The organism is Clostridium aminobutyricum (assembly GCF_017255415.1).
GTDB lineage: Bacteria > Bacillota > Clostridia > Peptostreptococcales > Anaerovoracaceae > Aminipila > Aminipila aminobutyrica.
Genome location: NZ_JAFJZZ010000003.1, coordinates 1 through 25,010, shown reverse-complemented (window position 1 = coordinate 25,010; position 25,010 = coordinate 1). Strand labels below are relative to the sequence as shown.

The window sequence follows — 25,010 nt, the reverse complement described above, 5'->3', positions numbered from 1 at the left end:
TTTCCTCTACTGAGAAACAAACTCTTTGCCTCTTTCTTTAAGTACATTTAAAGAATCTAATTTGACCTGTAAAAATTTATTTCCGTCTGCATCCTCATAAGCCTGCAAAACGCCTTCCACTTCTACCCAAGCATGCTCCTCAGGTATTTCTCCGTCCCATAAGACCTCAAATCCGGCAGTACCGTCATTTCCGCAGCAGCCGGGGCTATTTCTAAATACATATAGGATCTGCTGCTGATTCTCACCTTCTCCGTATGTTGAAGCTTCGAATATTCCTTGATATTTGATCGGTCTTCCCAGGTAGTCCTCCGCATTCGTATAAATGTCATTGACTTGAGTTAAGAAAAAGTCTTCCGGTATCTCAATAACACCGTTCTGCTTGGAAGACAAACTAAATGATGCCTCATTGCCGTTGTCAGCACCAGCACCATTGCCGGTGCCTGCACCGCCACTGGCATTAGAACCGCAACTGCATAGTATAAGCAGTAGACTTAATATTAGCAGAAAGGCTCTCAGCCTTTTCCCGTATTTCTTTCTACGCATATCTCACCTCTATTGCCTGCATTTTACTTTGCTCACGATGGAGAAAATAATAAATAAAACCAAGTTCACTGCAACGATACTTGCGCCTGTCGGCGTAGCACAGACATAAGAGAAAATGATGCCCAGCACAAAACAGCTCACGGATATCACAGTAGAACAAAGAACAACACCCCGAAATGACTTTATCAATCGCATAGAGGTCAACGCCGGAAAAACAATGAGACTGGAAATGAGCAGCGCCCCCATCATTCTCATACCTAATACGATCGTTACAGCGGTAAGCAGCGCAATCAACGTATTGTACCGTTTCGCATTGATTCCCGTTGCCTGTGCAAAAGATTCATCGAAGGTGATAGCAAATATTTTGTTGTAAAACAAAATATACATAATAAATACAAAAATCGAAATGACTATACTTAAGTTCACGTCACTCTTCGTCATCGACAAAATACTTCCAAACATATAGTTGCAGACATCTGTCGTCATGCCTGTTGTCATCGCAATGACAATAACCCCTAACGCAAGAGAGCTTGTGGATATCAGTGCAATAGCCGCATCACCCTTTATCTTACTGCTTTCGGAGACCCGAAGGAGTAAAAAAGCCGCCGCTACTACAACCGGAATGGCAACCTCCAGCGGCGCTAGATTCAACGCCATAGCAATTGCCAGTGCACCAAACCCGACATGAGACAAGCCATCGCCAATCATCGAATACCGCTTTAATACAAGACTGACCCCAAGCAATGCCGCGCAGAGGGAAACTAAAATGCCTACGATAAGAGCCCTTTGAACAAACGGATAAGAAAATAAATCTTGAATAAGACTAAGCATGTTCCTCACCTCCTACATACTCACTGAGATTTCCATAAAAGGTTTCACCATTTTCTAAATGGAGCACTTGCTTTGCATTTTCCTTCACCCCTCGTAGGTCATGAGAAATCATCACCAGCGTTATCCCTTCATTATTTAAGCTTTTTAAGAGTTCATAAAAATCTTGAGTGGCCTTTGGATCCAGCCCTGCCATCGGTTCATCCAAAAATAGTACTCTCTTCGTCGCGCAAAGGGCGCGGGCCAGCAACACTCGCTGTTGCTGGCCTCCTGACAATTCCCTATAGGATCGTTTTTTCAGCTGGAGAATGCCAAGCCGCTCTAAATTACTTTCAACCTTTTTCTTGTCCTTCGCATTATAGAAAGCGATGCTTCCGTGACTGTTTAAGCATCCGGATAAGACGACTTCGTATACCGTCGCCGGAAAATCCCGTTGTGCGCTGCTTTGCTGAGGAATATAGCCGATCTCATTTTGCTTCATGCCTTCACCGAATTGAATGGAGCCTCCGATCGGCTTACTAATTCCAAGAATATTCTTCATTAGAGTAGTTTTTCCGGCACCATTCTCCCCTAGAATGCATAAATAATCTCCGTCATTCACTTCGAAGTTTAAGTTCCCAATAATAGGCTTTCCTTCATATCCAAGTATTAAATCTTTGCAAGTAATTAATGCCATTATTGCAATGCCTCCTTCAGATTCGCTGCATTTTCGGTCATGAGATCCACATAGGTCTTTCCTGCCTTCAAGTCTTCTTGCGAAACATTGTGACAAGATTGGAAGAGCAACGCTTTCGCTCCTGTGGCTTCACAAATGCTATCGGCGGTCTTGTGATTTGAAAATTCGATATAGAAAACTACCGGAATTTTCTCCGCCTTCACTTTATCCACTAAATATTTTATCGTATTTACACTAGGTTCTGTTTCGGTACTACAACCCGGGAATGCCGCATAGTATTCTAGACCATATTCATCCGCAAAATAGCGCAGCGGAAACCGATCTCCAAAAACAATGACCTTCCTGGAAGCTTGGTCAACGATTTGTTTAAATTCTTTATCCAAGTTTTCTAATTGGGCAATATAGTCCTTCGTATTTTGCTGGTAATATTCTTTATTTTGCTGGTCTACTTGGCAAAGAGTATCCGATATGGCCTGCGTGATTTTCATCGCATTAGCCGGTGAAGTCCAAACATGTTCGTCGTATTCCGGCTCCTCTTCCGAATCCTCGCGTACCTCGGTATCGCCGTCATGATCATGCTCCTCTTCTTCCTGCATACCTTCAACCACTTCTTCTTCAACAGTCGAAACACAATCCATCATTTTAATGATTTTCATGTTGCTTGTATCCATGGATTCTAAAATTTTATCGACCCATGTATCACTTTCACCGCCGACATAAATAAAGACGTCACAGTTCTGTATCTTTATAATATCCTGCGGGGTCGGTTCATAAGAATGGCTTTCTGCTCCCGGAGGCAGCAGTTGGTATACATTCGCTTTATCTCCCACAATCTGCGAAGTAAAGTCATAAGGCGGAAAAATCGTCGCTACAATGCTTAACGGTTCTGTTGTTTTTTTGTTCACAGCCTCCTCTTTTTGCGTCCCGCATCCGGTTATAAGTACTACAAATAATGCCATCGCTGCAATGACAGTAAAAATTTTACGCATATAAAATCCTCCCAAAGTTCATTTTTTAAATATTAAAATAGTAAAACAAAATCGAACCTTGTGATTCAATTGTTCATTCTTACCTTTAAGGAAATTAAAGAAATTGTAGAAGAAGAACTCCCCAAAAGCTTTGAAAGTTCTCTTAAAAAAAGTGTAGAAATTAAAAGAGCGGCAAAAAAGGCACCAACTCCGTTCCCCAAGTCTTTGGAAACGCTCGCTAAATCCTTCAGGTGCTCGCATACAATACAATGGGGTTGCGTGCAATGATGCTCTCCGCGGAAAAGGGCAAAACCAGTTGCAGACAAAATAGTCAGCATGATACAAATGCTCACTATTGCAGCAATTATTCTGTTATTATTTCCCCTTGTCATAAAACGCTCCCCAATAAAAATACATCAACAATTGCTAACTTATGGACCTAGTATAATCTTATCGTCCTTCCTTGTCAAACCCCATACTACCTTTCAAATATATTCAAGCTTATATAAAAAATTTGACAAAACTTTTTAATCGATCAGTTAGCTTTTGCTAACCAACAGGTAGCCTATCATGTCTTCTTAATATTTGTCAATCTGTTTTTTATTTATTGATATTTAGTATAGCGGCTTCGCGTTTTAGTCATTGCTCTTTATGGTATTTCTGTCAATATTGCAAACGAAATTTTCTATATAATTTTCTATAGAATAAAAAAATAGGTTGACAAGTCATTTATATCTATGCTAATATTTTCACAAGTTAGCACACGCTAACCAATCGTTTCAAATTGTGTTTAAGGAGGATTTCTCTATGAGTATAGTAATTGTTGGGGGAAATGAAAGAATGGTCACCCAATATAAAGATATTTGCAAAGATTTTGGTTATAAAGCAAAGGTATTCGCTAAAATGCCCGCAGATTTCAGGAAAAAAATCGGTACACCGGATTTAATTGTGCTATTTACGAATACTGTTTCCCACAAATTGGTAAACAGTGCAGTTCAAGAAGCATCCAGATGTAACTCCGATATTATACGATGTCACAGCAGCAGTTCTTGTGCGCTGAAGCAGGCTCTGTCTAACCACTGTAACGGGAATTGTATGGCCTGCGGCTGCGACAATAAAAACTATAAAGGAAACTGCTCTTGCGGAGGCAACAACTAAAATATATTACAAAAATTCAATTGATGCCATGCGGAGCAAACGCGTCTACAAAGATGTGATGTCTTCAAACGATACAAAAGACTTAACTCGGGAGCCGTGAGGTTCCCTTTGATGTCTCAACTGTCTGTTTTTCTATCTTATCCTTTATTTGCAGCTCTTTTCGTCACATCGATACGCTTATCTCTTTTTGTCAAAAGCGCTACCCCCATCAACGTTACAACCGGAAGGATTAAACAACACCCGATTCCGCTGATCGATATTGTAATAAATTCCTGGCAGAACGCTTTCGAGTTGATCATTTTTGCAAAAGAATAGCTTTCTGTAAACTGCAGCATTAACGTCAAATACTCTGCAATGTAGATATAAAATATCGTGTGGATCGATGTACTCAATACATCTTTGCCCACATTCATCCCTGCAATGAAAAGTTGATTTTTCTTTATATCCGGATTGTTATGGCAAATTTCGTACATAGAAGAGGAAACGGCAACGGCAATATCAATAACCGTACCGATCAGGGCAATAATCATGACACAAATTTGTACAAGAATCATGTTTATATCGATATCCCTCAGATAGCCGTTTGAATCGGTAATCTCATATTGCTCCTTCGTAAACCCTTGAATGCTTGATACATCGGCAGTGTAATAAATGACCGGAACCATCACGCACAAAACCAGCAAAACAGAAATAAATGAAATTTTGCTTTTTATATTAACCTCATTTTGATAGAAAATCGTAACGGCACAAATATAGATACAGCTTAAAGCCGTCACGAGGATAGGATTCATTCCTTTATACATGAAGAAGATCGCAATAAGAAGACCTATCGCATTCATAACGGTTGAAATAATCGATTTTGACCCTTGATCTCCGCTAAAGAGCAAGATCAGACAAGGTAACAGTATTCCTAAAACTATCAGCATGTTTCTTTTCTCCCTCTGTAAAAATAAACGGCAAGAAAAGCCGAGATTGGGATCGCCAGTACGATACCAATACCGCCGGTAAGAAATCTTGCTATTTCGAAAAATAGGTTATACCGAATAATAGTTGTAAACTGGATTTCGTTACGCAGACACAATAGGAAGAACGGAATGCCGCTTGCCACATTCGTAAAAAACATGACGTTAATCATGGTTCCGAGGATATCGTCTCCTACTCTTCTGCAAGAAGCAATCAGTTCTTTTGAAGAAATGTGAGCAGAGGTCTGTGTGAGTTCTTTCACTGTTGAAACCATGGTAACAACGATATCCATTACCGCCCCCAGGCTTCCGATCAATATTTCTGACAGAAATATAATATTTGCACTGGACTGTTCATAAGGCTGCGGCAAATATTCCATAAAATCATAGTCCACTTTATCGGAAAAATGTAAAACGACCGCTGAAATGAATGTAACAATCATAACCGTAGCAAGCGTCGACAGCAAAGAGACCAAAGTCAGTCTGCTCCAGCCCCCTATAAAATACAAGGTCAAAATAGAAAAACTGATGACCAGAGGGATCATTAACGCCAATAAGTTTATCCCTTGCTCATACAACGTCAGCGCATAATAAAAGCATACTAAATTGAAGGCTAAACTGGCCGCCACGAAAATGCCTTTTCTTCCCGCTAAGGCCGTTAAGAGGGCCACCAGAATAACCACCGCAGAAGCTACGTATTGGTCACGCTTTTTACCGCTGATTGTTGCGGTGAATTCAGTTTGTTTGTTTTCAATCTTTTCGATAAAAACATCATTCCCCCGTGAAAAGCGGTCATCATATACACCGGATTGCGTATACTGATTTTTTAAGCGGACAATCTCCCCCTTATAGGTACCATTCTGTATCACAGCAAGAATATCTTGCGTATAGTATTTTTCAACGTACACGCCATTCTGTTTGGAAGTGCTGTAGTCCTCTTTTATCTCCACAATTTTAGCGATCGGCGTGTTATATAAATAATAATCATTAAAGGCTAATATAATCAGTAAAATGGAACAGCATGCGATAATAGCCAACTTCGGTGCTGTCTTTTTCATAAAATCTTTCATCCTATTATTATTCATCTGTTTTCTTCCTCTAATCCATTTCCTTTTTTCGTGAATCCCTTTCCTATCTTAATTCTTTTCCGGCTTTCTTGCAAGCACCTTGTCCCTGCAACATTTTTTATAAAAATTAATCGAATTTAATTTGAAAATTATACTCAAAATAGGTATACTGGAGGTTATGGGGGTAAATGAGTATGTTTTTTATTGAAATTTTAAAAGCCGTATTTTTAGGAATTGTCGAAGGAATCACCGAATGGCTGCCCATAAGCAGTACCGGTCATATGATTCTAGTGGAGAAGTTCATTGAACTAAATGCTTCCGCCGCATTCAAGGAAATGTTTTTTGTCGTTATACAGCTCGGGGCTATTTTAGCAGTTGTTCTCCTCTATTTTCATAAGCTAAATCCATTTTCACCTAAAAAAACACGGCGCGAAAAAAAAGAGACCATGTCCATCTGGTACAAAGTGCTGGTGGGTGTCATACCTGCAGCCGTATTGGGATTACTATTTGACGATTGGTTAAACGACCATTTTTATAATTATCAGACTGTCTCTGTTACATTGATACTTTATGGAATTTTATTTATTGTCATTGAAAACCATAATAAAGGTGCGGCCCCAAGAATCCGTTCTTTTAATGAATTATCTTACCAAACTGCTTTCTTGATCGGAATCTTTCAAGTGTTATCGTTAATACCTGGCACTTCTCGGTCAGGCGCAACGATATTGGGAGGCATTTTACTGGGTTCTTCCCGCTATGTTGCAGCGGAATACTCCTTCTTTTTATCAATCCCAGTTATGTTTGGTGCAAGTGCATTAAAACTAGTAAAATTCGGTTTTCATTTCACCGGCATGGAAATAGCCATCTTGCTGACGGGTATGGTGGTGGCGTTTATTGTATCTGTGCTTGCCATTAAATTCCTCATGGGATATATCAAGAACAATGATTTTAAGGCATTTGGATACTATCGAATCATCTTAGGACTGATCGTGATTGCATATTTCACTTTCTTTGAATAGTTCTGCTGTTTTTTACATCCATACAATGCGCAAATAGAGTTGACGAATTTATAATTTTAATTCGTCAATTTTTTTTATTATCTGTTGACATTTTAAGTTAGCCATGGTAAACTAGCCTTAAGGTTAGGCTTTGCTAACCATCAATTGATGGGTTATTGAAGCTTTTTTAAAGATACTTGGTTAGCTTACGCTAATGAAAATAAGCTTTTGGAGGTACGATTATGCAAAATATATTTCCTTTGTCTATGGCAAGCCCGGGTAAAGAAATTACGGTTTCTGCCATCCACGGACGTGATGATACAAAACGTTTTCTTGAAAACCTCGGTTTCATAGAAGGAGCTCAAGTAACCGTTATTTCCGAACTTGGCGGCAATGTCATCGTAAATATCAAAGATTCAAGAATTGCTATCAGCAAAACGATGGCCACTCGAGTTCTAGTAAACTAAGGGAAGGAGTTCTAATTATGCAAACATTAAAAGAGGTTACCTGCGGGAGTACCGCAATTGTACAAAAATTAAACGGCGAAGGTGCACTGAAACGTCGTATTATGGATATGGGGATCACAAAAGGCACCTCCATTTTTGTCCGTAAAGTCGCGCCCCTAGGGGATCCGATTGAAATAACTGTGAGAGGCTATGAGCTGTCAATTCGCAAAAGTGAAGCAGAAAATATTATTGTAACTCAAGTTTAACGAATATTTTGACAAAAGGTTAGCTTCAACTAACTTTTTTTATTGTTTTATTGGACGAATAGATGAATACTGAAGTGAAAATATAAGGAGGAAATTGTATGAATATTAGACTTGCTCTGGCAGGCAATCCTAACTGCGGCAAAACAACCATGTTTAATGATTTAACAGGTTCGAGCCAATATGTCGGGAATTGGCCGGGAGTTACCGTAGAAAAAAAAGAAGGAAAATTAAAAGGAAATAAAGGCGTCATTATTACAGACTTACCGGGAGTTTATTCCCTTTCCCCATATACCCTGGAAGAGGTAGTGACCAGAAAGTACCTTTTACAGGAAACACCCAATGCCATCATCAATCTGGTAGATGGTACAAATCTTGAACGAAATCTATATTTGACAACGCAGCTACTGGAACTTGGTTTGCCTGTAGTTCTTGCGCTTAACATGATGGACTTAGTAAGAAGAAATGGCGATCAAATCAACAATTCAAAGCTAAGTGAGGTATTGGGCTGTCAAGTCGTTGAAACCTCCGCTTTAAAAGGAGAAGGCAGTATGGCTGCTGCAAAAGCTGCCATGGAACTCGCCAAATCCAATTCACCTATGACTCCGGTTCATCATTTTAGCGAATCGGTGGAAACTACCTTGGCTGAGATTGCTGAGATTGTCAAAACTTCTGTTCCCGTCAATCAATTGCGTTGGTATAGCATCAAATTATTCGAGCGTGATAAAGAGGTTCTGGAATCTTTTAATTTCGATGAGGCTACAAAGATCCAGCTAGAAGATATTATTACTAAGTTGGAAAACCTTATGGACGACGATAGTGAGAGCATCATCGTCAACGAAAGATACGAATACATAAGTAAAGTCATCAAAAAATGTTTGCAGAAAAAGACAACCGGAGCAACGACTTCCGATAAAATTGACCGTGTAGTAACGAATAGATGGCTTGCACTTCCTATATTTGCGGCAATCATGTTTATGGTATATTATGTCTCTATCTCATCAATCGGTTCCGTAGTAACCGATTGGACGAATGATGTACTTTTCGGAGAATACATCCAAGGCGGAGCATCTGCCCTATTGGAACAGGCAAACGCTGCTGAATGGTTGCAAGGCCTTGTAGTTGACGGTATCATCGGCGGTGTCGGAGCCGTGTTGGGCTTTGTACCACAGATGTTTATCCTATTCTTCTTCCTGTCAATCTTGGAAGATTGCGGCTATATGGCGCGAGTGGCATTCATTATGGACCGAATTTTCCGTAAGTTCGGCCTTTCCGGAAAAAGCTTTATCCCTCTCTTGATCGGTTCCGGTTGTGGAGTTCCCGGGATAATGGCAACAAAGACGATCGAAAATGAAAAAGACCGACGTATGACTATTATGACGACAACCTTCATCCCTTGCGGTGCAAAGCTGCCGGTTATCGCATTGATCGGCGGTGCTATATTCCCTCACATCACATGGCTGGCTCCGGCAATGTATTTTATGGGTGTATTGGCTGTAGTATTTTCAGGAATCGTATTAAAAAAGACGCGCATGTTTGCGGGAGATCCTGCACCGTTTGTTATGGAGCTTCCACAGTACCATCTTCCTGCGGCAAAGGGCGTATTAATTCACATGTGGGAACGCGGCCGCTCCTTTATCATCAAAGCCGGTACTATTATCTTCTTGGCTTGTGCTGCTATATGGTTCTTATCCAGCTTCGGTTTCTCCGAGGGAGGTTTTGGGATGGTAGCGCAAGAAGAAAGTATCCTTGCCGTAATCGGTATGGCGATTGCTCCAATCTTTGCGCCTCTCGGTTTCGGTGAATGGAGAGCAACAGTAGCTACTATATCCGGTTTGGTTGCAAAAGAAAACGTTGTAGGAACCTTCGGCGTACTCCTTGGTTTAGGTGCCGATATTGCAGAAGATGATTCCGGTCTTCTTTCCCAGATTGCTTCCATGTTCCCTTACGGAGCAGCTGCCGTTTCTTTCTTGGTATTTAACCTGCTTTGCGCTCCTTGCTTTGCGGCGATCGGTGCCATCAGAAGAGAAATGAACAACGCAAAATGGACTTGGTTTGCTATCATCTATCAATCTTTATTCGCATACGTTGTTGCTTTAATCATCCATCAGCTGGGTGGTCTCCTATTCGGAGGAGTTACCTTCGGTATCGGTACAATCGTAGCACTTGTGCTTCTGATTGGAATGCTGTTCTTATTACTCAGACCGGCACCGCAAGATAAACTGAAAGCAAAAGCGGCTCATTTAACTACTTAACATTAGGGGGGATGACATATGATTACATGGCTGACTGCCAATGCAGCAACTATAGTTATAAGCATCATCTTAGTCGGATTGATTCTTTTAGCCATACGGTCTGTATATCGATCAACGAAACAAGGTGGATGCGTCGGCTGCAGTCATTGTTCCGATTCAGAAAACAACGAATCAGGTTCTGACTGCCACTGCCATGATCATCCGATTATTGACAAAAAAAGTGATCAGAAATAAAAATATAAAGGGTATTCTTAAAGAGAAATGAATAGGATGGACAGATATCGGGTTAAACCGATATCTGTTTTTTTATTATCTTTATTTTACATTTAAACGGTGATATAATTTATTAAATAATATTTCATAATGTTCTTAGCCCATATCACAGTATTTTATTTAGAGAGGATGTGGCCAGATGTTATTATATATTGCAAGGCAGCCTATTTTTGACCAATATAGGGATATCCTTGCCTACGAATTACTCTATCGGGATTCGAATATAGACTTTGCTCATATTACCAATAGTGATGTGGCTACTCAAACAGTTCTTTCCGGAAGTACATTGGTAGCATCTTTCGAACAGCTTGTTGATCAAAAACGCGCCTTTATCAATTTTACCAAAAACCTGATTATGAACGACACGCCTTTTTTATTCTCCAAAGATCATATCTCGATTGAAATACTGGAAGATATTATTCCCGATGAAGCTTTCATAGAAAAGCTTCGTGAGCTAAAAGAAAAAGGGTATACTTTAGCGCTGGACGATTTTACGCCTCGCTACACGTATCCGGAAGTGATCTCTCTTATGGACATTATCAAAGTAGACTTTATGCTCACAACCCCTGATGAACAGTTAAGCATTGTTCAGAAATATAAACGACCTGGTTTAAAATTTTTAGCTGAGAAAATCGAAAATATGGCGGAATTTGAAAGAGCAAAACGCTATGGATATCACTTTTTTCAAGGCTATTATTTTTCCAAACCCTCCATCCTTCGATTTAAAGATGTAGCAAGCTTATCCTGCAATCACCTTGAAATTATGGATGAATTACAGGCTCCTACACCAACTTATGAGAAACTGACTTCTATTATTGAAAAAGATGTATCTTTGGCTTATAAGCTATTTAAATATGTAAATTCACCTTTCTTTGGCGGACTCCATCCAATCAGCAGCATTCATGAAGCATTAGTACGACTTGGCTTTGAAAATATTAAATCCTGGATTTATTTGCTGATATTACGAAGTATGTCACTCGGGCAAACAGATGAACTTGTTGCGATTGCCCTTCAGCGAGCGAAAATGCTGGAGCTCATGGCAGAACCTCTTAATCTTTCAGCGAGACGAGGGGAACTTTTTTTAGTGGGTCTTTTTTCCATGATGGATATTCTGATGAATAATTCGATGGAAAAAATATTGAACGAGTTGCCTCTTCCGGCAGAAACTAAGGAAGCCATCTTATATAGAGAAAATGTACTAGGTAAACCTCTTCAGATTGCTCTTCATTACGAAAAAGGGAATTGGGAAGAGGTCGAAAAATTGTGTCAGGAACTGCATGTCAGCCTTGAAATCGTTTCCACGATATATCTGAAAGCCGTCAAATGGTCTGAAGCAGTCACCAATTGTATGGATTGTCCCGTATAAAGTCTATAAAAAAACCTCTGTTTCCAGAGGCTTTTTTATAGACTTTCAAGATATTCTTTTGTTCCGATCTCATAATAATTACTGCCTTGACTGTCTATCACTACAACTGCCGGGAAATCAATCACTTTCAGCTTACGAATTGCTTCTGCTCCCAACTCTTCAAAAGCAATGATTTCAGACTCCTTTATACTTCTGGCAATCAGTGCTCCCGCACCTCCAATCGCCGCAAAATATACCGCATCGTTTCGGATCGCAGCATCTATTACTTCTTTTGAACGCTGTCCTTTGCCGATCATTCCTGCTTGTCCTAAATCCAGCAGCCTAGGTGCATAAGAATCCATTCGATAACTGGTCGTGGGACCTGCTGAGCCGATGGCATTACCCGGTTTTTCAGGAGTAGGCCCTACATAATAGATAATGGAACCTTCCAGTTCAAAGGGTAATGGCTCTCCTCTATCCAGCATTTCTACCAGCCTTTTGTGCGCTGCATCTCTTGCCGTATAGATAATTCCCGAAATTAAAACAGACTCTCCTGCCTTTAATTGACGCATCTTCTCCTTCGTGAACGGAAATTCCAATCTTTTCATTTCTGTCATGCTTTTATCCTCCTATTTCCCTTCCCTGCATCATAAAACTCGTTCTGCATGCCTTGAAACATGACAATTGATATTGACCGCCACAGGCATACCGGCAATGTGGGTAGGATAAGTCTTTATTTTAACGGCTAACGCCGTTGTTTTGCCTCCTAGGCCCTGCGGACCGATCCCCAGTGCATTAATTCGTTCCAGAAGCTCTTTCTCCATCTCATTGTAATAATCATCCGGATTAGGCTCATCAAAAGGAATCAGCAAGGCCTCTTTGGCCATCAACGCCGCTCTATCAAAAGTACCGCCAATTCCGACTCCTACGACAATAGGCGGGCACGGATTGGCTCCGGCCTCTTTTACCACTTGTACGACAAAATCTTTTACACCTTTTTCTCCTGCCGCAGGCGGAAACATTTTAATTTGACTCATATTTTCTGATCCGAATCCCTTTGGTGCGAAAACAATCTTAACCTGCTCCCCCGGTACAATTTCATAATGAATGTGCGCAGGAGTATTGTCACCGGTATTGCCGCGGCGTATCGGATCTTTCACTACAGATTTTCTCAGGTATCCCTCTCCATATCCTTTTCTGACGCCTTTATTTATAGCTTCTTCAAGGTTTCCACCGATAAGATGTACATCTTGACCTATTTCTAAAAATACACATGCCATTCCCGTATCCTGACAAAGCGGAAATATACCTTGCTGAGCGATATCAATATTTTCCTCTATCTTTTCCAGCACATTTTTTGCTACCGGCCAAGTTTCTTCTTCCCTGCATCCATTAATTCGTGAACATACATCTGAGCTAAGATGGTGGTTCGTCTCTACTGCCAATTCAGCCACAGCTATCGTGATTTCTTCTACATTTATTTCCCTCATCGATCGATTTTCTCCTCTCCGTTCAGATTAAGTTCTAATTCAATATTCTCTTTCATAAGTTTTTATATACTATTGTTCAAGCTCTGCTCGTCCAATTTTTCCGCAATGCCATTTTTAAATTAGTATAACATAAATTGTCCAACCCTTTCATATAATTAATTCAAAAAGGATAAAATTATGAAAATACAAAAAAGACATTTTAATAAAAGGAATTTGCATACTTTAAAAACTGCTTTTCATCGCCGCAGTCTCCAGCATCCTCAGTTTAATTTTTTTGCTAAAATAGCTTCTTACATACTCTTGGCCTGCTTATTTTGTTTGCTCTTGTTTCCTGCTTCGTTATACGGAATTTATTCTCTCTTTGATAAAGTCCCGGGGAATCCTATAACAGAAAGTTTTCCAAATAAAATCACTCCTCCCGACTATATCAATGTTTACAATACCACCACAAAGCAAACCATGGCGGTTCCGTTCGAGGACTACGTGAAAGGCGTCGTCGCCGGAGAAATGCCCGCTACTTTTGAAGAAGAAGCACTTAAAGCGCAAGCTGTTGCAGCTAGAACTTATTCTCTTTCCAAAGTTCTCAGGTCCGGTGTCGGCGGTAATCCGCCTGCCCATCCAAGTGCACCATTATGCAATGATACGCACTGTCAGGTATATCGCAGTGTCGATGAACTGAAAAACCTAAAGGGCGAAGCATGGATGGCAGATGGCTGGATAAAAATTTGTGAAGCGGTGGATTCAACAAAAGGCCAAATGATGTATTATGACGGACAGCTTGCAGAGCAAGCATTATTCCACTCTTCCAGCGGCGGCCATACAGAAAACTCGGAAGATGTTTTTGCTTCCGCCGTGCCTTACTTAAGAAGTGTAGACAGTCCTTATGAGAAAGAGGCCACCCATCAAAACGAATCGACCTCTTATACGGTTACGGAATTTGCTCAAAAAATAAAAAGTGCTTACCCCAATAAAGCATTTGGAGATATTTCGATTTCAACTATAAAAATATTAAATAATAGCCAAGGAGGACGCGTCAATCAGATACAGGTAGGCAATCAATCCTTGACCGGCCGTGATATTCGTGATTGTTTAGGGCTTGCCTCCGCAAACTTCACCGTAGGCTTCACCATTTCCAATGCACAGCCTTATATCATATTTACTAGCAATGGATATGGTCACGGGGTAGGAATGAGCCAATACGGTGCAAACGGTATGGCGGAAAAAGGATATACCTATAAAGATATTTTAAAACATTACTATACAGGTATTAAAATCTATTAAAAAGATACACATAAAAATGGCAGGTAACTCTATTACCTGTCATCTTTACATATATTTAACTATTTAGATTCAACACTTCTATCAATGATTTATCATTACTCTTCTACTCGAATGATGGTAGCCCCTAGGCCTCTGAATTTTTCTATGAATTTTTCGTAACCTCTTTCGATGTGATAGATTTCAGAGATTTCAGTCGTTCCCTCGGCCGTCAGACCCGCTAACACTAAAGCAGCCCCTGCCCGCAGGTCCGTAGAAATGACTTGCGCTCCTTGCAGGCCTCTTTCCCCCTGCACGATTGCACAATTTCCTTCCGTCTTTATATTGGCTCCCATACGATTTAATTCGCCGACATGCATAAATCGATTTTCAAAAACCGTCTCAATCACATTGCTTGATCCTTTTACGGTTGCCAGAAAGGCCATAAACTGTGACTGCATGTCTGTTGGAAAACCGGGGTAAGGCAAGGTTTTGATATCGGTAGAAGTTAATGGCTGCGCATCGCCTTTCACCAACATCCCTTCATCTGTAATATCAATCAGTACACCGCTTTCTTTCAGCTTTGCAATAATCGGCTTTACGTGATCCGGCACAACATTTTTAATCAGCACAGTTCCTCTCGTAATAGCTGCCGCTATCATAAAAGTACCCGTCTCAATCCGATCCGGAATAATAGAATGCTTTGCCCCATGTAATGACGAAACGCCTTCAATTTTGATAGTATCGGTCCCTGCGCCTTTAATTCTAGCACCCATTCGATTTAAAAAGTTTGCCAAATCAACAATTTCAGGTTCCTCTGCCACGTTCTCCAAAATGGTCACGCCTTCTGCCAGAACAGCTGCCATCATTACATTTTCTGTAGCCCCTACGCTCGGGAAGTCAAAATAAATGTTGTTCCCTATCAGCTTGTCCGCAGATGCTTCCACATAACCGTGGCTTTCAACAATTTTTGCACCCAACGCCTGAAACCCTTTTAGATGTAATTCGATCGGTCTGGCACCGATTGCACAGCCGCCCGGACGTGCAATTCGCGCTTTTCCGGTACGCGCCAACAACGGCCCCATCGCTAAAATGGAACCTCTCATCTTTTTTACCAACTCATAAGGAGCTTCTTCTGTAAGGATTTGTTTTGTTGTTATATTAAGTCTATTATACTTATATTCTTCTGTTACCTCTGAACCTAGGCTTCGAAGCAGCTTGCACATTACATCTACATCTCTAAGAGCCGGAACTTCTGAAAGTTCACACGCTTCATCCGTCAAAATTGCAGCTGCCATGATAGGAAGAACGGCATTTTTAGAACCACTGATTTCAACTTCGCCGACAAGTGGTTCACTTTTCTGAACTAAATATTTAGCCAATGTTCCCTCCAAAATTCTATTCATTTTTTACTATATATGTTAATTTTTCTTACTGTCAAATTTGGTATATTCATACATTATTGCGAATATTCTTTCACTTTTTCAGACGCAATTCCTTATATAGTATACCATTATTTTTACTATTTTCAAGTAAAAATAATTTCGTCTAAAAAAGAACTAATTACTATTATATGTCATTTTTTATGTTTTATCAAACCTTACCATAAATTCTCAATAATACCCAGTTTATTCCTCTATATTCCTTGAATAAATGAGAAATACCACATTCAGATCTCCATGATATTTTCGCAAAATAAAGAAAGAAGCCTTCTTTGTTTATGCTAAAGGGGGACAAAACATATTTTTTATGGCCTCTTTCTTTATATAGTTAGTATTACCAGATCGGCCATAATATAATCACGAAAATTCATAAGTGTTTTCAGCCTCTAACCGCGTTCCATCCGCTTCTCAAGCATTTCACGATTGCTGCTGTAGTTAAGAGCTACCTCTTTTGTTATCTTTCCCTGTTTATATAGATTGCACAGACTGATATCCATCGAAATCATACCTTCTTCCTGTCCCGCAAGTATATTGGAATCAATTTGATGAATCTTGCTTTCACGAATCATATTTCGTATTGCACTGTTCAATAACATGATTTCAAAAGCAGGCATTGTTTTTTCGTCTACCGTAGGCAGGAGCTGCTGCGATATAACAGCTTGAAGCACCATCGACAGCTGCGTCCGAATCTGGTTTTGTTGGTTTTGCGGAAAGGCATCAATAATGCGGTCGATTGTATTTGCCGCACCGATGGTATGTAACGTAGAAATAATTAAATGACCTGTCTCAGCAGCCGTCATGGCCGTGCGAATCGTTTCATAATCCCGCAGTTCGCCTAGCAAGATAACATCGGGAGCCTGCCTGAGGGCAGACCGCAATGCGGATACATAATCTTCCGTATCGGTATTGATCTCTCTCTGCGTAACGATACTTTGATCGTGTTTATGTAAATATTCAATAGGGTCTTCGAGTGTGATGACATGTGCATTTCTATTTTTATTAATTTGGTCAATGATACATGCTAAAGTCGTACTTTTGCCACTTCCGGCTGACCCTGTCACTAACACCAGACCTTTTTTTAAAGAAGCCAAATCAATGACCGTTTCGGGGATATTCAGTTCCCGGAAATCCGGCAGTTCAAAGTTTACCACTCGGATGATAGCTGCTAAAGATCCTCTTTGCTTAAAAACACTTGCACGAAAACGAGATAAGGATCTCACTGAAAAGGAAAAATCATCATCGCCTAACGTATATACTCTATCCATGGATCGATTTCTGGACAAGGTATATATCTGTGCTATGATATCTGCTAAATCCTCCGGCAATAGCATTTCGCCCGGCTGCTGAGAAATTCTCCCGTTTATCTTTAGGGAAAATCCCGCGCCTGGAATCAAGAAAATATCTGAAGCTTTCTGTTCCACTGCACTTTGTAAAATTTTCAATGCATTCATAGCAAACTCTCCATTCAACTACTATAAGGTTAGACAGTTCCTCCATCCCAAACAGGCAACCTGTCATCCACCTCATAATCTACTTTATTTTGTACGAACCAGGATATGATCTTATAATTTTCTTTGCCTTCGCCTATCTGGCTATAGTCCAAAAATTGCAGGCACACCAAAATAATTTGCTCTTCATTTATGTCTACCGTATAATTTAACCGATTACTTTCACTGTCATACGCATCCCCGAACTTTTCGTACAGCAATGCCTGAAACTGTGCGTAATCGGTTGAATTAGCCTTAAATCCAACGGCAGACTCGTTGATTTCCTTAAGGATTTCCTCTGCTTTTCCATCTGCTGCATAATAGTCCATTACACTCTCTTGGTTCTTCTGTGCAAGTTTATGATCGGCTTTTGCACTGGCCAAGGAAAGGGTTGAAAAAATCACTAAACAAAGTACCGTGAATATCAGCACAAGTGAGCTAGTGCCCAGTTGAATTTGTGCATAGGATTTCTTCTTTTCTTTTGCTCTCCACTCAAACATATTACACCTCTTCAGGCAAATACTTTTTTACCTCTAGCTCGCAAACAGAGTTTTGAGCGTTCTTGTTTCGTACCATTATCTCAGCGGTCAACATCTTATTCTCCATCGCAAGTTTGACTTCCATTACATAAATCATATCCTCACTGTCCGAAATATTTCCTTCACTGTCCTCTATGATTTTGAAATTTTTAGAGTAATACCCGCGATACATATTTTCTTTCACTTTATGTAAACCGGTAATATCCGATAATCTGTCAACGTCTCCAACTTCTACTCCTTTTATTGTTTCGGCGGCACTCTGGGCTAAAATTAAAGCATGATTCAATTCCTTGCTCTCTCTGCTCATATTGTCGGCTTTTACAAAAGCACTGATGCAAATGGAAGCACACAGAGCGAAAAACAAGATAACTACAATGAACTCCATAAGGAATAATTGAGATTTGGCGTAATTTCTATTGCGCATGTCAGACCTCCCCGCTTCGCAAGGTCAGAATCATTGAACCGCTATTTTTACCGTCGGTCTCCACCTCCAGCAGATTTTTTTTAAGCAGCTTAAAGTGGATGCCTTCCGATTTCATGATGTCCATCCCATCATCTAAAGTGAGTCCGCTGTCTTCTTTACTAAACAATTCTTTTATCTGTCCATCTCTATAATATATCAGCGTACTGTATATGTCTTCCCCATAAATCTGATTGATTTTTAATACCGAGGTTCCTTCTATTGTCACAACAGAAACCATTCCAGCTTCATCCCCCTGCTTGACCTTATTGGAGATATACGACAACGCCGTGGTTCCGACAAAATTTTGTTCCATACGGTCTGTTATATTTTGATATACCTGCGCCCCAAGTAATATCGTAAATAACGCGCAGATCGACATTGCAAAGAACAGTACCATCATAAATAAAAATTGTACAGACTGACGCCTGCCTGTTTTCTGGTTTTTTCCCATCCTGCCACTCCTATCGAACACTAACGGTAATGTCAGGCATTATATTTGATGCAAAGCCTTCATAGAATACGGCATATTTTTTTTCATCAATTTGAAGCCCATAATTTTTTACCAGATACTCTACAGAAGACGGATATCGTCCCTCAATAGCATAACATTGCACCGATGCACGTTTAATGGCATTTTCTAATGTAACAGCTCCTTCTATCACGGATCGCTGCGAAAGTCCTGATACAGCATATAAAAATACAGATAGGATGCATAAAAAAGCGGCTATTGATACGATGTAATTCTTCATATACACTCACTCCTAACCTATTGCCGCCATGATACCTACCAGTGGCATCATAACAGAGAGTAAGATCAAGCCAACAGTTATAGCTAATATAATAACCATGGTCGGTTCAAATCTGGCGATCTTGCTGTCAATAAGCTGATCTGCCTCTTCTTCATAGGTTTTAGACAGTTGGTCGAAAACCGCATCTAACTTTCCGGAGCGGCTGCCGACTTTTATCATTTGCAAGTCCATTCCTTTAAAGATTTCTGTTGCCTTTAATGCATCATAAAGATTTGTTCCTGAAACAAGTTCTTCTTTACAGTGTACTATTTTTTCATGAATTTTAGATTGGTTGATTAATTCAGCAGCCATCTCAACACCCTTATCGGTTTCTAATCCACTTTTTATGGATATTGCTAATATAGCCGTAAATCTTCGCTTTGCCAACATTCCGGCGATACTGCTCTTCTCCTTTATCAACCTAATAAGCTGTTCTGTCCACTTCAGCTGGTTTCCTTTTCTCGAAAAGAAAGCAATGAACAAGGCGGAGAGACCTAGAGTTAATATAACAGCCAAAGCAATGCCGCTAGCAATAGTTCCCACCTGAACCGCACTTTTGGTCAGAGGAGACAATTGGGCACCGAGCTGTTCATAAACTCCCTCAAAGATCGGCATCACCTTCGTAAGCAACACAAACAAAACCAGAATCAACATGAAAATCATAATCATGGGATAGGTGATGGCATTTTTTATGTTTTCTGCCATCGTACTCTCTTTATCATAATAATCGGCAAGAGAGCGCATCACTACTTCCAACGTCCCTGTTTCCTGCCCCACTTGCGCCATTTTGACAACGTAAGGAGGAAATTCTTGAGTCCTTTCAAGCACTGTCGCTAAAGAATCTCCCAGTTCAACTTCCTCTGACATTTTCATAAGCATATTCTTTTCTTTTGCTGTAGACGCATCCTCCGCTACTATAGCAAGGCCTCCATCAAGAGAAATGCCTGCATCCAATAGAAATGATATCTGCATGCAAAATGCTGATAATTCTCTCGCTCTCATTTTCTCTCCTTAATGACCTAACCCAATTTATGAAGTAAATTGTTGGTAGGTCAGATGCTGAAAAATCATGTTTTTTTAAAGCATAGATTTTTATCGTAGAATGACCTAACCCAATTTATGAAGTAAATTGTTGGTAGGTCAGATGCTGAAAAATCATGTTTTTTAAAGCATAGATTTTTATCGTAGAATGACCTAACCCAATTTATAAAATAAATTGTTGGTAGGTCAGATGCTGAAAAAGGGCAAATATTACATCTGCCCTCCTGTTCCTTTATTCCAGCTAATACGCATACTTCGCTGTATAATTACTTCCATCTCCTATATATTTCATGATAGACTCGCTCTTTTTACCTGATGATGCAAAGGTAGGGTCCATCATTTGCCACTTATTTCCGTCAAAGAAAATCATTCCGTCTACCCATCCGGACTCATCCGTATAAACATTAATCCAAGCATGATAAATGTCTCCGGTATACCCGACTACAAGCTTGCATGGAATGTTCTGTGAGCGGAGCATGGTAGTCATTACTGCCGCATAATCAAAACAAATGCCCTTCTTTTTCGCAAGAACATTGTCTACCTCCGGTAAATATCCCGAAGCAACCGTTTTTGCTTTTACTTTATCGTACGTAAAACCTCCTACCACATAGTCATAAACCAGTTCCACTTTTTTCAAATCATCTTTCGTATCCTTTGTAACTTCTAAACCTTGTTTCACCGTCTCGCTATTTGCTGTAAAGTTCACATATTGGTTCGGATAAAGGAACGGAAGAAATTGATTGGTAAGCTTTACGTTCACACTCTTGCTGAAAGCTTGCGAATATTTAGATCCGGATAGATTCTCAAAAACCTTGACACTATAGCTTCCATCGCCTTCCGTAAGCGGAAAAACCTCATATGCATCTCTGGCATTTAAGTTATATGTATACGTGGTTCCGGAGCCCTTTGTTACCTGTACTTTAATTTTGTCATTCTTCCCAGTATATTTAATCATGACATAGCCTTGACTAGTATTGGAAGCATCCATCAAAACACTCCCGCCTTCATAAGTCGTCGTGCCTGAAGCAATCGGAACGAGAATTGTTGCTTTTTCAGGAACATTGGCAAGAGGTACGGCTTCACCTTCTATGATAACTTCTTCTGCCGCAATTACTTTTTCTGTGAGTTCATTTTCCTGTCCACACGCAGTGAGACAAGGAGTGACCATCACTGTAATTGCAATCAAGCAAACCATTATTCGTTTTTTCGCAACAATCATTTTAATCACCTTAATTCTATTATTCTTAACTATAATCTTGTCTGAAAACAAATATTAAAACCAAGTATTAGATTTTGGGATCGAGCGGATTAAGCTTATAATGTAATTTTACATGCTTACTGCTCTTATTTTTTTTATATGAATTCAAAATTCTTTCACCCACCATTTGTCCATTCTCGTAAGAGGTTCCCGGCAACATGATAACATACTGTGAATTGCTGTACCTCGCAAAAACGTCACTTTTACGTAAACTGGTTCCAATACAAAACTTCAAGTTTTCCATGGCTTCCCCAAGGTACTGTATACTTGGCATTTCATCCTTATTGTCCGTTAAAGTACAAAGCATGATAAAGAAAGAAGTCCCTGTACGCTCCACACCTCTTGCTATAAATCGATAGATATCCTTGAAAATTTCATAAGGGCAATAGTAACAGCAGTTGACGTTTCCGCCTTCGTTCAAATCTTCCTTAATAATCATGATATCGGTTTCTACGCTTTTCAACGTTTTAACAATTTCTCGATATAAACTCCTCAGTTCTTTCGAAGGGTTTACACCCATATCATCATATAATCGGCTTGTAATCGCCTCATATGCAGAAAGTGCATCTTTATGTCGTCCCAGCTTTGTTAGACAATGTATATAAATTTTATAAACTTCTTCCTCATAAGGGTCAATAGAAATTGCTTTTTCACAAATAGGCAGCATTGTAGTAAAGTCCTGCTTTTGCTCCAACAATTTATAAGTTGAAAAAACAGCATCTAAAAATACTCGATGATAGTAGGTGGTTAGAGTAACCGCCCACTCATCATAGGCCGCATGAGGCATAAATTTGCCTTTATATAGCCGCAATGCTTCCAAATATAATTTCAATGCTCCATCGGGATCATCATGCATTCTCACCGCAGTTTGATACTTATTAGTAAACTCATTCACATCAATGGTGTAATTTAATTCTATATTCCACCCATAAATGCCGCCTTTTTGCAATATGTAGTTTTGCTCCGGAAGCTCACTGTCAGCAAGCATGCAACGCAATCTGTAAACTAAATTTTTCACTGTCCTAGCCGGGTCATTGCTTCTGTCATCGCCGCATAATAATTCCGGCAATTCTTGCGGTCCAAGCTTTCGATTGTGATGAGCCAACAAATATCCAAGGAGCGTCCAAACCTTGTGGGTCCGGCCCTCATCTTCCAGTACAACTTTACCTTCATGAACTAATGCAAAGCGTCCTAGCATGTATATCTCTAGCTGATTTACATCTGACAATTTTTCCTTCATAATATTAAATCTCTTTTCCAAAAAACACAAAATCTGTCAACAACCTATACGCCATAATTATATATCAATTTAGCAAAAAAATCAATTCGATTCTATAATTATTTAAAGGTGTAGACGTTGAAAAATCAATTTTCCAGTGTTCTTCAGGCAGATACGTGTCTTCCCTCATAATTTTGATTATTATGAAAAAAAATCCTTTAATATCATCTTTCCAAAGCAGTCTTATCCCATATTTTTTTCTTAAATTTTACCATATTTTTTAAGATTTTTCAAGCAAATGTTACTTATATTTTCTACTATGAAAAGAATATATGATTTTTTACCCCATATAAAAACGAGCAGGAAAATCCTGCTCGCTTTCGCTTGTTGAAAGGGTATACTTAAAATCTGTACGCTACATTATTCTGTCCAAGTCTTATCTTCTTTGATCTTGGTCCAAGTTTCCATGTCAGACATGCTCTGTCTTTCTGCATAGTCATGGTTATTTGTAGCTTCAATTACCTGATAGTAGAACCAATCCGTCGACTTGTTATCCGGGAATACTTTATATCCATCGATTAGACCGGCTTCGTTCACTCTTCTATCAAGAACTCTATTGATTAAAGTCATTGCTTCTGCTCTTGTGATATTTTGGGTTGGCTTGAATGTTCCATCATTGTAACCTGTAATCCAGCCCTTCTTTGCAGCAGACTTGATATACTTTTCGGCCCAATTGCCTGAAATATCACTAAAGGTTGTTCCGTCTCCGTCTTCAAGGGTGTCAAATCTGGATGCGATTGTCGCAAATTCAGCCCTTGTGATTGCTTTTGTTGCACCAAATGTTCCATCATTGTATCCTTCAATGATTCCGCCGTTTGCTAACGTTGCGATAGCATTTAAGGACCATCTGTTAGAAGCAACATCACTGAAATCTTCATCCTGTGTGAAGTAAATTGCTCTTGAAGAATCTGTCAATAATCTGTAGAAGATGGTTGCCACTTCTTCTCTTGTAATATTATTCTGAGCCTTAACTTTTCCATCCTCATATCCCTTAATATAGTTGAAGTGATCCGCTTTATTAAGTTCAGGAGTTCCTGCTAACGGAACGTCTTCATCCTGGATTGTTGTGGAACCGCCACCGTTATTATGGCCACCGCCACCGCCTCCGCTAGTAATGGTCAAGGTTCCGTCAACATAAGTGATGGCATAGTTTGAAGTTACATCTGCTGCACCTATTTCTCCTCTTATACTAGTTATAGCTTCATCTAAAGTCATTGCTTGGGAGATAGCTTCTTGAATCCAGTTTGCAATCCAACTTGTTCCGTTTTCTGCATAGTCAGCCGTTAATATAATCGCATTTCTCGCTACATTTGGTTTGCTCTCGACATTGATTGCAGATCCTGATACATATACATACATTACCGTATCTCCGTTAACAAGTCCTGTCGGTTCAGTGTCTTGCCATCCACTGTCTGTTAATGCTGTACCATCATATCTCTTGCTTGCACTGTCTGCAGTGATGATTAATTCTTTAGCTGTAATTTCAAAATCACCTTTCACTACTGTTACTTCATAGTTGCTGTTTGCGATGTAGGCTGCTGTGATTACATCTTCATACTTACCTACTGTATTCACATCACTATTTGTTCTAGTATACGTTACTGTTCCAAGGTCTCCTGCTGCTACCAATTCACCAACTGTTCCGGTGAACGTTGGGTCTGCCGCTCCGTATCCCTTGCTTGCATTATCTACAGTAATGGTCACTGCTTTTGCTGTGATTTCTACTGTCTTGCTTCCGGTTACTGTTGCATAGCCTACTTTGCTTACTCTGTAGTACACCGGTGTTGCCGCCGTCACATCCGTGTAAGTCGGATTAGCTGTCGTCCAGTTCGTTGCTCCATCTAAGCTATACTCGATGGTTGCTCCGTCCGGCGCTCCGCTTACGGTGATTCCATGAGCTATTCCGTCATATGGGGCTGCATAGCCTGCTGCCGTTACGTCGCTCATCGGAAGTGCTGTGATTTCAAAGTCTCCGTTTACTACCGTTACATTGTAGTTGCCATTTGGCGTATAGTTTGCTGTGATAACATCGGCATAAGTTCCGATGTCGTTCACATCACTGTTTGTTCTAGTATACGTTACTGTTCCAAGGTCTCCTGCTGCTACCAATTCACCAACTGTTCCGGTGAACGTTGGGTCTGCCGCTCCGTATCCCTTGCTTGCATTATCTACAGTAATGGTCAC

At 40.0% G+C, this 25,010-nt stretch carries 27 protein-coding genes; 8 read left to right on the top strand and 19 right to left on the bottom strand.

What is annotated here, in order from left to right; all coding sequences use genetic code 11:
- Positions 1 to 6: 6 nt before the first annotated feature.
- The 5 genes from JYB65_RS08570 to JYB65_RS08550 form a co-directional block, all read right to left on the bottom strand.
- Positions 7 to 543: a TIGR03943 family putative permease subunit gene (locus tag JYB65_RS08570; RefSeq protein WP_206582258.1), complete on the bottom strand. Its 537-nt coding sequence runs from the start codon at positions 541 to 543 to the stop codon at positions 7 to 9.
- A 9-nt stretch (positions 544 to 552) separates the two neighbouring features.
- Positions 553 to 1,374, bottom strand: a complete 822-nt coding sequence (locus tag JYB65_RS08565) for a metal ABC transporter permease (protein ID WP_206582257.1) — start codon at positions 1,372 to 1,374, stop codon at positions 553 to 555.
- Positions 1,367 to 2,047, bottom strand: coding sequence for a metal ABC transporter ATP-binding protein (locus tag JYB65_RS08560; protein ID WP_206582256.1), 681 nt, complete (start codon positions 2,045 to 2,047; stop codon positions 1,367 to 1,369). The genes JYB65_RS08565 and JYB65_RS08560 overlap by 8 nt, the downstream gene beginning before the upstream one ends.
- Positions 2,047 to 3,036: a metal ABC transporter substrate-binding protein gene (locus JYB65_RS08555; RefSeq protein ID WP_206582255.1), complete on the bottom strand. Its 990-nt coding sequence runs from the start codon at positions 3,034 to 3,036 to the stop codon at positions 2,047 to 2,049. The genes JYB65_RS08560 and JYB65_RS08555 overlap by 1 nt, the downstream gene beginning before the upstream one ends.
- A gap of 65 nt (positions 3,037 to 3,101) precedes the next feature.
- Positions 3,102 to 3,407, bottom strand: a complete 306-nt coding sequence (locus JYB65_RS08550) for a hypothetical protein (protein WP_206582254.1) — start codon at positions 3,405 to 3,407, stop codon at positions 3,102 to 3,104.
- A gap of 415 nt (positions 3,408 to 3,822) precedes the next feature.
- On the opposite strand from JYB65_RS08550, the gene JYB65_RS08545 reads away from it, so the two are divergent.
- Positions 3,823 to 4,173, top strand: coding sequence for a DUF2325 domain-containing protein (locus JYB65_RS08545; RefSeq protein ID WP_206582253.1), 351 nt, complete (start codon positions 3,823 to 3,825; stop codon positions 4,171 to 4,173).
- A gap of 137 nt (positions 4,174 to 4,310) precedes the next feature.
- Here JYB65_RS08545 and JYB65_RS08540 read toward each other — a convergent pair whose 3' ends face one another.
- Positions 4,311 to 5,099, bottom strand: a complete 789-nt coding sequence (locus JYB65_RS08540; protein WP_206582252.1) for a YibE/F family protein — start codon at positions 5,097 to 5,099, stop codon at positions 4,311 to 4,313.
- Positions 5,093 to 6,220, bottom strand: a complete 1,128-nt coding sequence (locus tag JYB65_RS08535) for a YibE/F family protein (protein WP_206582251.1) — start codon at positions 6,218 to 6,220, stop codon at positions 5,093 to 5,095. Before JYB65_RS08535 ends, JYB65_RS08540 begins: the two co-directional genes overlap by 7 nt.
- Before the next feature lie 176 nt (positions 6,221 to 6,396).
- Here JYB65_RS08535 and JYB65_RS08530 point away from each other — a divergent pair, with 176 nt between their 5' ends.
- The 6 genes from JYB65_RS08530 (at position 6,397) to JYB65_RS08505 (ending at position 11,803) form a co-directional block, all read left to right on the top strand.
- Complete coding sequence (locus JYB65_RS08530) at positions 6,397 to 7,221, top strand: undecaprenyl-diphosphate phosphatase (protein WP_206582250.1); 825 nt, start codon at positions 6,397 to 6,399, stop codon at positions 7,219 to 7,221.
- Positions 7,222 to 7,442: 221 nt separating this feature from the next.
- A complete protein-coding gene (locus JYB65_RS08525) occupies positions 7,443 to 7,667 on the top strand; it encodes a FeoA family protein (RefSeq protein ID WP_206582249.1) in 225 nt (74 codons plus the stop codon).
- Between the two features lie 17 nt (positions 7,668 to 7,684).
- Positions 7,685 to 7,912 carry a FeoA family protein gene (locus JYB65_RS08520; RefSeq protein ID WP_206582248.1) on the top strand — a complete coding sequence of 76 codons (228 nt, stop codon included), beginning with the start codon at positions 7,685 to 7,687 and terminating at the stop codon, positions 7,910 to 7,912.
- Positions 7,913 to 8,010: 98 nt separating this feature from the next.
- Complete coding sequence (feoB, locus tag JYB65_RS08515) at positions 8,011 to 10,164, top strand: ferrous iron transport protein B (RefSeq protein WP_206582247.1); 2,154 nt, start codon at positions 8,011 to 8,013, stop codon at positions 10,162 to 10,164.
- Between the two features lie 18 nt (positions 10,165 to 10,182).
- On the top strand, positions 10,183 to 10,398 hold the full coding sequence (locus JYB65_RS08510; protein ID WP_206582246.1) for a FeoB-associated Cys-rich membrane protein: 216 nt from the start codon (positions 10,183 to 10,185) through the stop codon (positions 10,396 to 10,398).
- A 178-nt stretch (positions 10,399 to 10,576) separates the two neighbouring features.
- Entirely contained in the window at positions 10,577 to 11,803 is a 1,227-nt protein-coding gene (locus JYB65_RS08505; RefSeq protein ID WP_206582245.1) for an EAL and HDOD domain-containing protein, read from the top strand.
- 35 nt (positions 11,804 to 11,838) lie between these two features.
- On the opposite strand, the gene JYB65_RS08500 is transcribed toward JYB65_RS08505, so the two are convergent.
- Both JYB65_RS08500 and JYB65_RS08495 read right to left on the bottom strand, forming a co-directional pair.
- Complete coding sequence (locus JYB65_RS08500; RefSeq protein WP_206582244.1) at positions 11,839 to 12,399, bottom strand: Fe-S-containing hydro-lyase; 561 nt, start codon at positions 12,397 to 12,399, stop codon at positions 11,839 to 11,841.
- Between the two features lie 30 nt (positions 12,400 to 12,429).
- Positions 12,430 to 13,272 (bottom strand): fumarate hydratase, encoded by an 843-nt coding sequence (locus JYB65_RS08495; RefSeq protein ID WP_206582243.1) that lies wholly within the window; start codon positions 13,270 to 13,272, stop codon positions 12,430 to 12,432.
- A gap of 177 nt (positions 13,273 to 13,449) precedes the next feature.
- On the opposite strand from JYB65_RS08495, the gene spoIID reads away from it, so the two are divergent.
- Positions 13,450 to 14,553: a stage II sporulation protein D gene (gene spoIID / locus JYB65_RS08490; protein WP_206582242.1), complete on the top strand. Its 1,104-nt coding sequence runs from the start codon at positions 13,450 to 13,452 to the stop codon at positions 14,551 to 14,553.
- A gap of 95 nt (positions 14,554 to 14,648) precedes the next feature.
- Here the strand turns inward: spoIID and murA are convergent, their stop codons facing one another.
- The 10 genes from murA to JYB65_RS08440 all read right to left on the bottom strand — a co-directional run.
- Positions 14,649 to 15,911 carry a UDP-N-acetylglucosamine 1-carboxyvinyltransferase gene (murA, locus tag JYB65_RS08485; protein ID WP_206582241.1) on the bottom strand — a complete coding sequence of 421 codons (1,263 nt, stop codon included), beginning with the start codon at positions 15,909 to 15,911 and terminating at the stop codon, positions 14,649 to 14,651.
- A 446-nt stretch (positions 15,912 to 16,357) separates the two neighbouring features.
- Positions 16,358 to 17,422: a type IV pilus twitching motility protein PilT gene (locus tag JYB65_RS08480; protein ID WP_206582240.1), complete on the bottom strand. Its 1,065-nt coding sequence runs from the start codon at positions 17,420 to 17,422 to the stop codon at positions 16,358 to 16,360.
- Positions 17,423 to 17,451: 29 nt separating this feature from the next.
- Positions 17,452 to 17,958 (bottom strand): SDR family oxidoreductase, encoded by a 507-nt coding sequence (locus JYB65_RS08475; RefSeq protein ID WP_206582239.1) that lies wholly within the window; start codon positions 17,956 to 17,958, stop codon positions 17,452 to 17,454.
- Between the two features lies 1 nt (position 17,959).
- On the bottom strand, positions 17,960 to 18,421 hold the full coding sequence (locus tag JYB65_RS08470) for a hypothetical protein (RefSeq protein WP_206582238.1): 462 nt from the start codon (positions 18,419 to 18,421) through the stop codon (positions 17,960 to 17,962).
- 1 nt (position 18,422) lies between these two features.
- Positions 18,423 to 18,911, bottom strand: coding sequence for a DUF4860 domain-containing protein (locus JYB65_RS08465; RefSeq protein ID WP_206582237.1), 489 nt, complete (start codon positions 18,909 to 18,911; stop codon positions 18,423 to 18,425).
- 10 nt (positions 18,912 to 18,921) lie between these two features.
- The gene (locus tag JYB65_RS08460; protein WP_206582236.1) at positions 18,922 to 19,209 is read right to left on the bottom strand and encodes a hypothetical protein; all 288 of its coding nucleotides are present in this window, start codon (positions 19,207 to 19,209) and stop codon (positions 18,922 to 18,924) included.
- 12 nt (positions 19,210 to 19,221) lie between these two features.
- Positions 19,222 to 20,250 carry a type II secretion system F family protein gene (locus JYB65_RS08455; RefSeq protein WP_206582235.1) on the bottom strand — a complete coding sequence of 343 codons (1,029 nt, stop codon included), beginning with the start codon at positions 20,248 to 20,250 and terminating at the stop codon, positions 19,222 to 19,224.
- 280 nt (positions 20,251 to 20,530) lie between these two features.
- Positions 20,531 to 21,508 carry a transglutaminase-like domain-containing protein gene (locus JYB65_RS08450; RefSeq protein WP_245156638.1) on the bottom strand — a complete coding sequence of 326 codons (978 nt, stop codon included), beginning with the start codon at positions 21,506 to 21,508 and terminating at the stop codon, positions 20,531 to 20,533.
- Positions 21,509 to 21,575: 67 nt separating this feature from the next.
- The gene (locus JYB65_RS08445) at positions 21,576 to 22,787 is read right to left on the bottom strand and encodes an AfsR/SARP family transcriptional regulator (protein ID WP_206582234.1); all 1,212 of its coding nucleotides are present in this window, start codon (positions 22,785 to 22,787) and stop codon (positions 21,576 to 21,578) included.
- A gap of 399 nt (positions 22,788 to 23,186) precedes the next feature.
- The coding region (locus tag JYB65_RS08440) for an MBG domain-containing protein (protein ID WP_206582233.1) at positions 23,187 to 25,010 on the bottom strand (1,824 nt) is incomplete at its 5' end.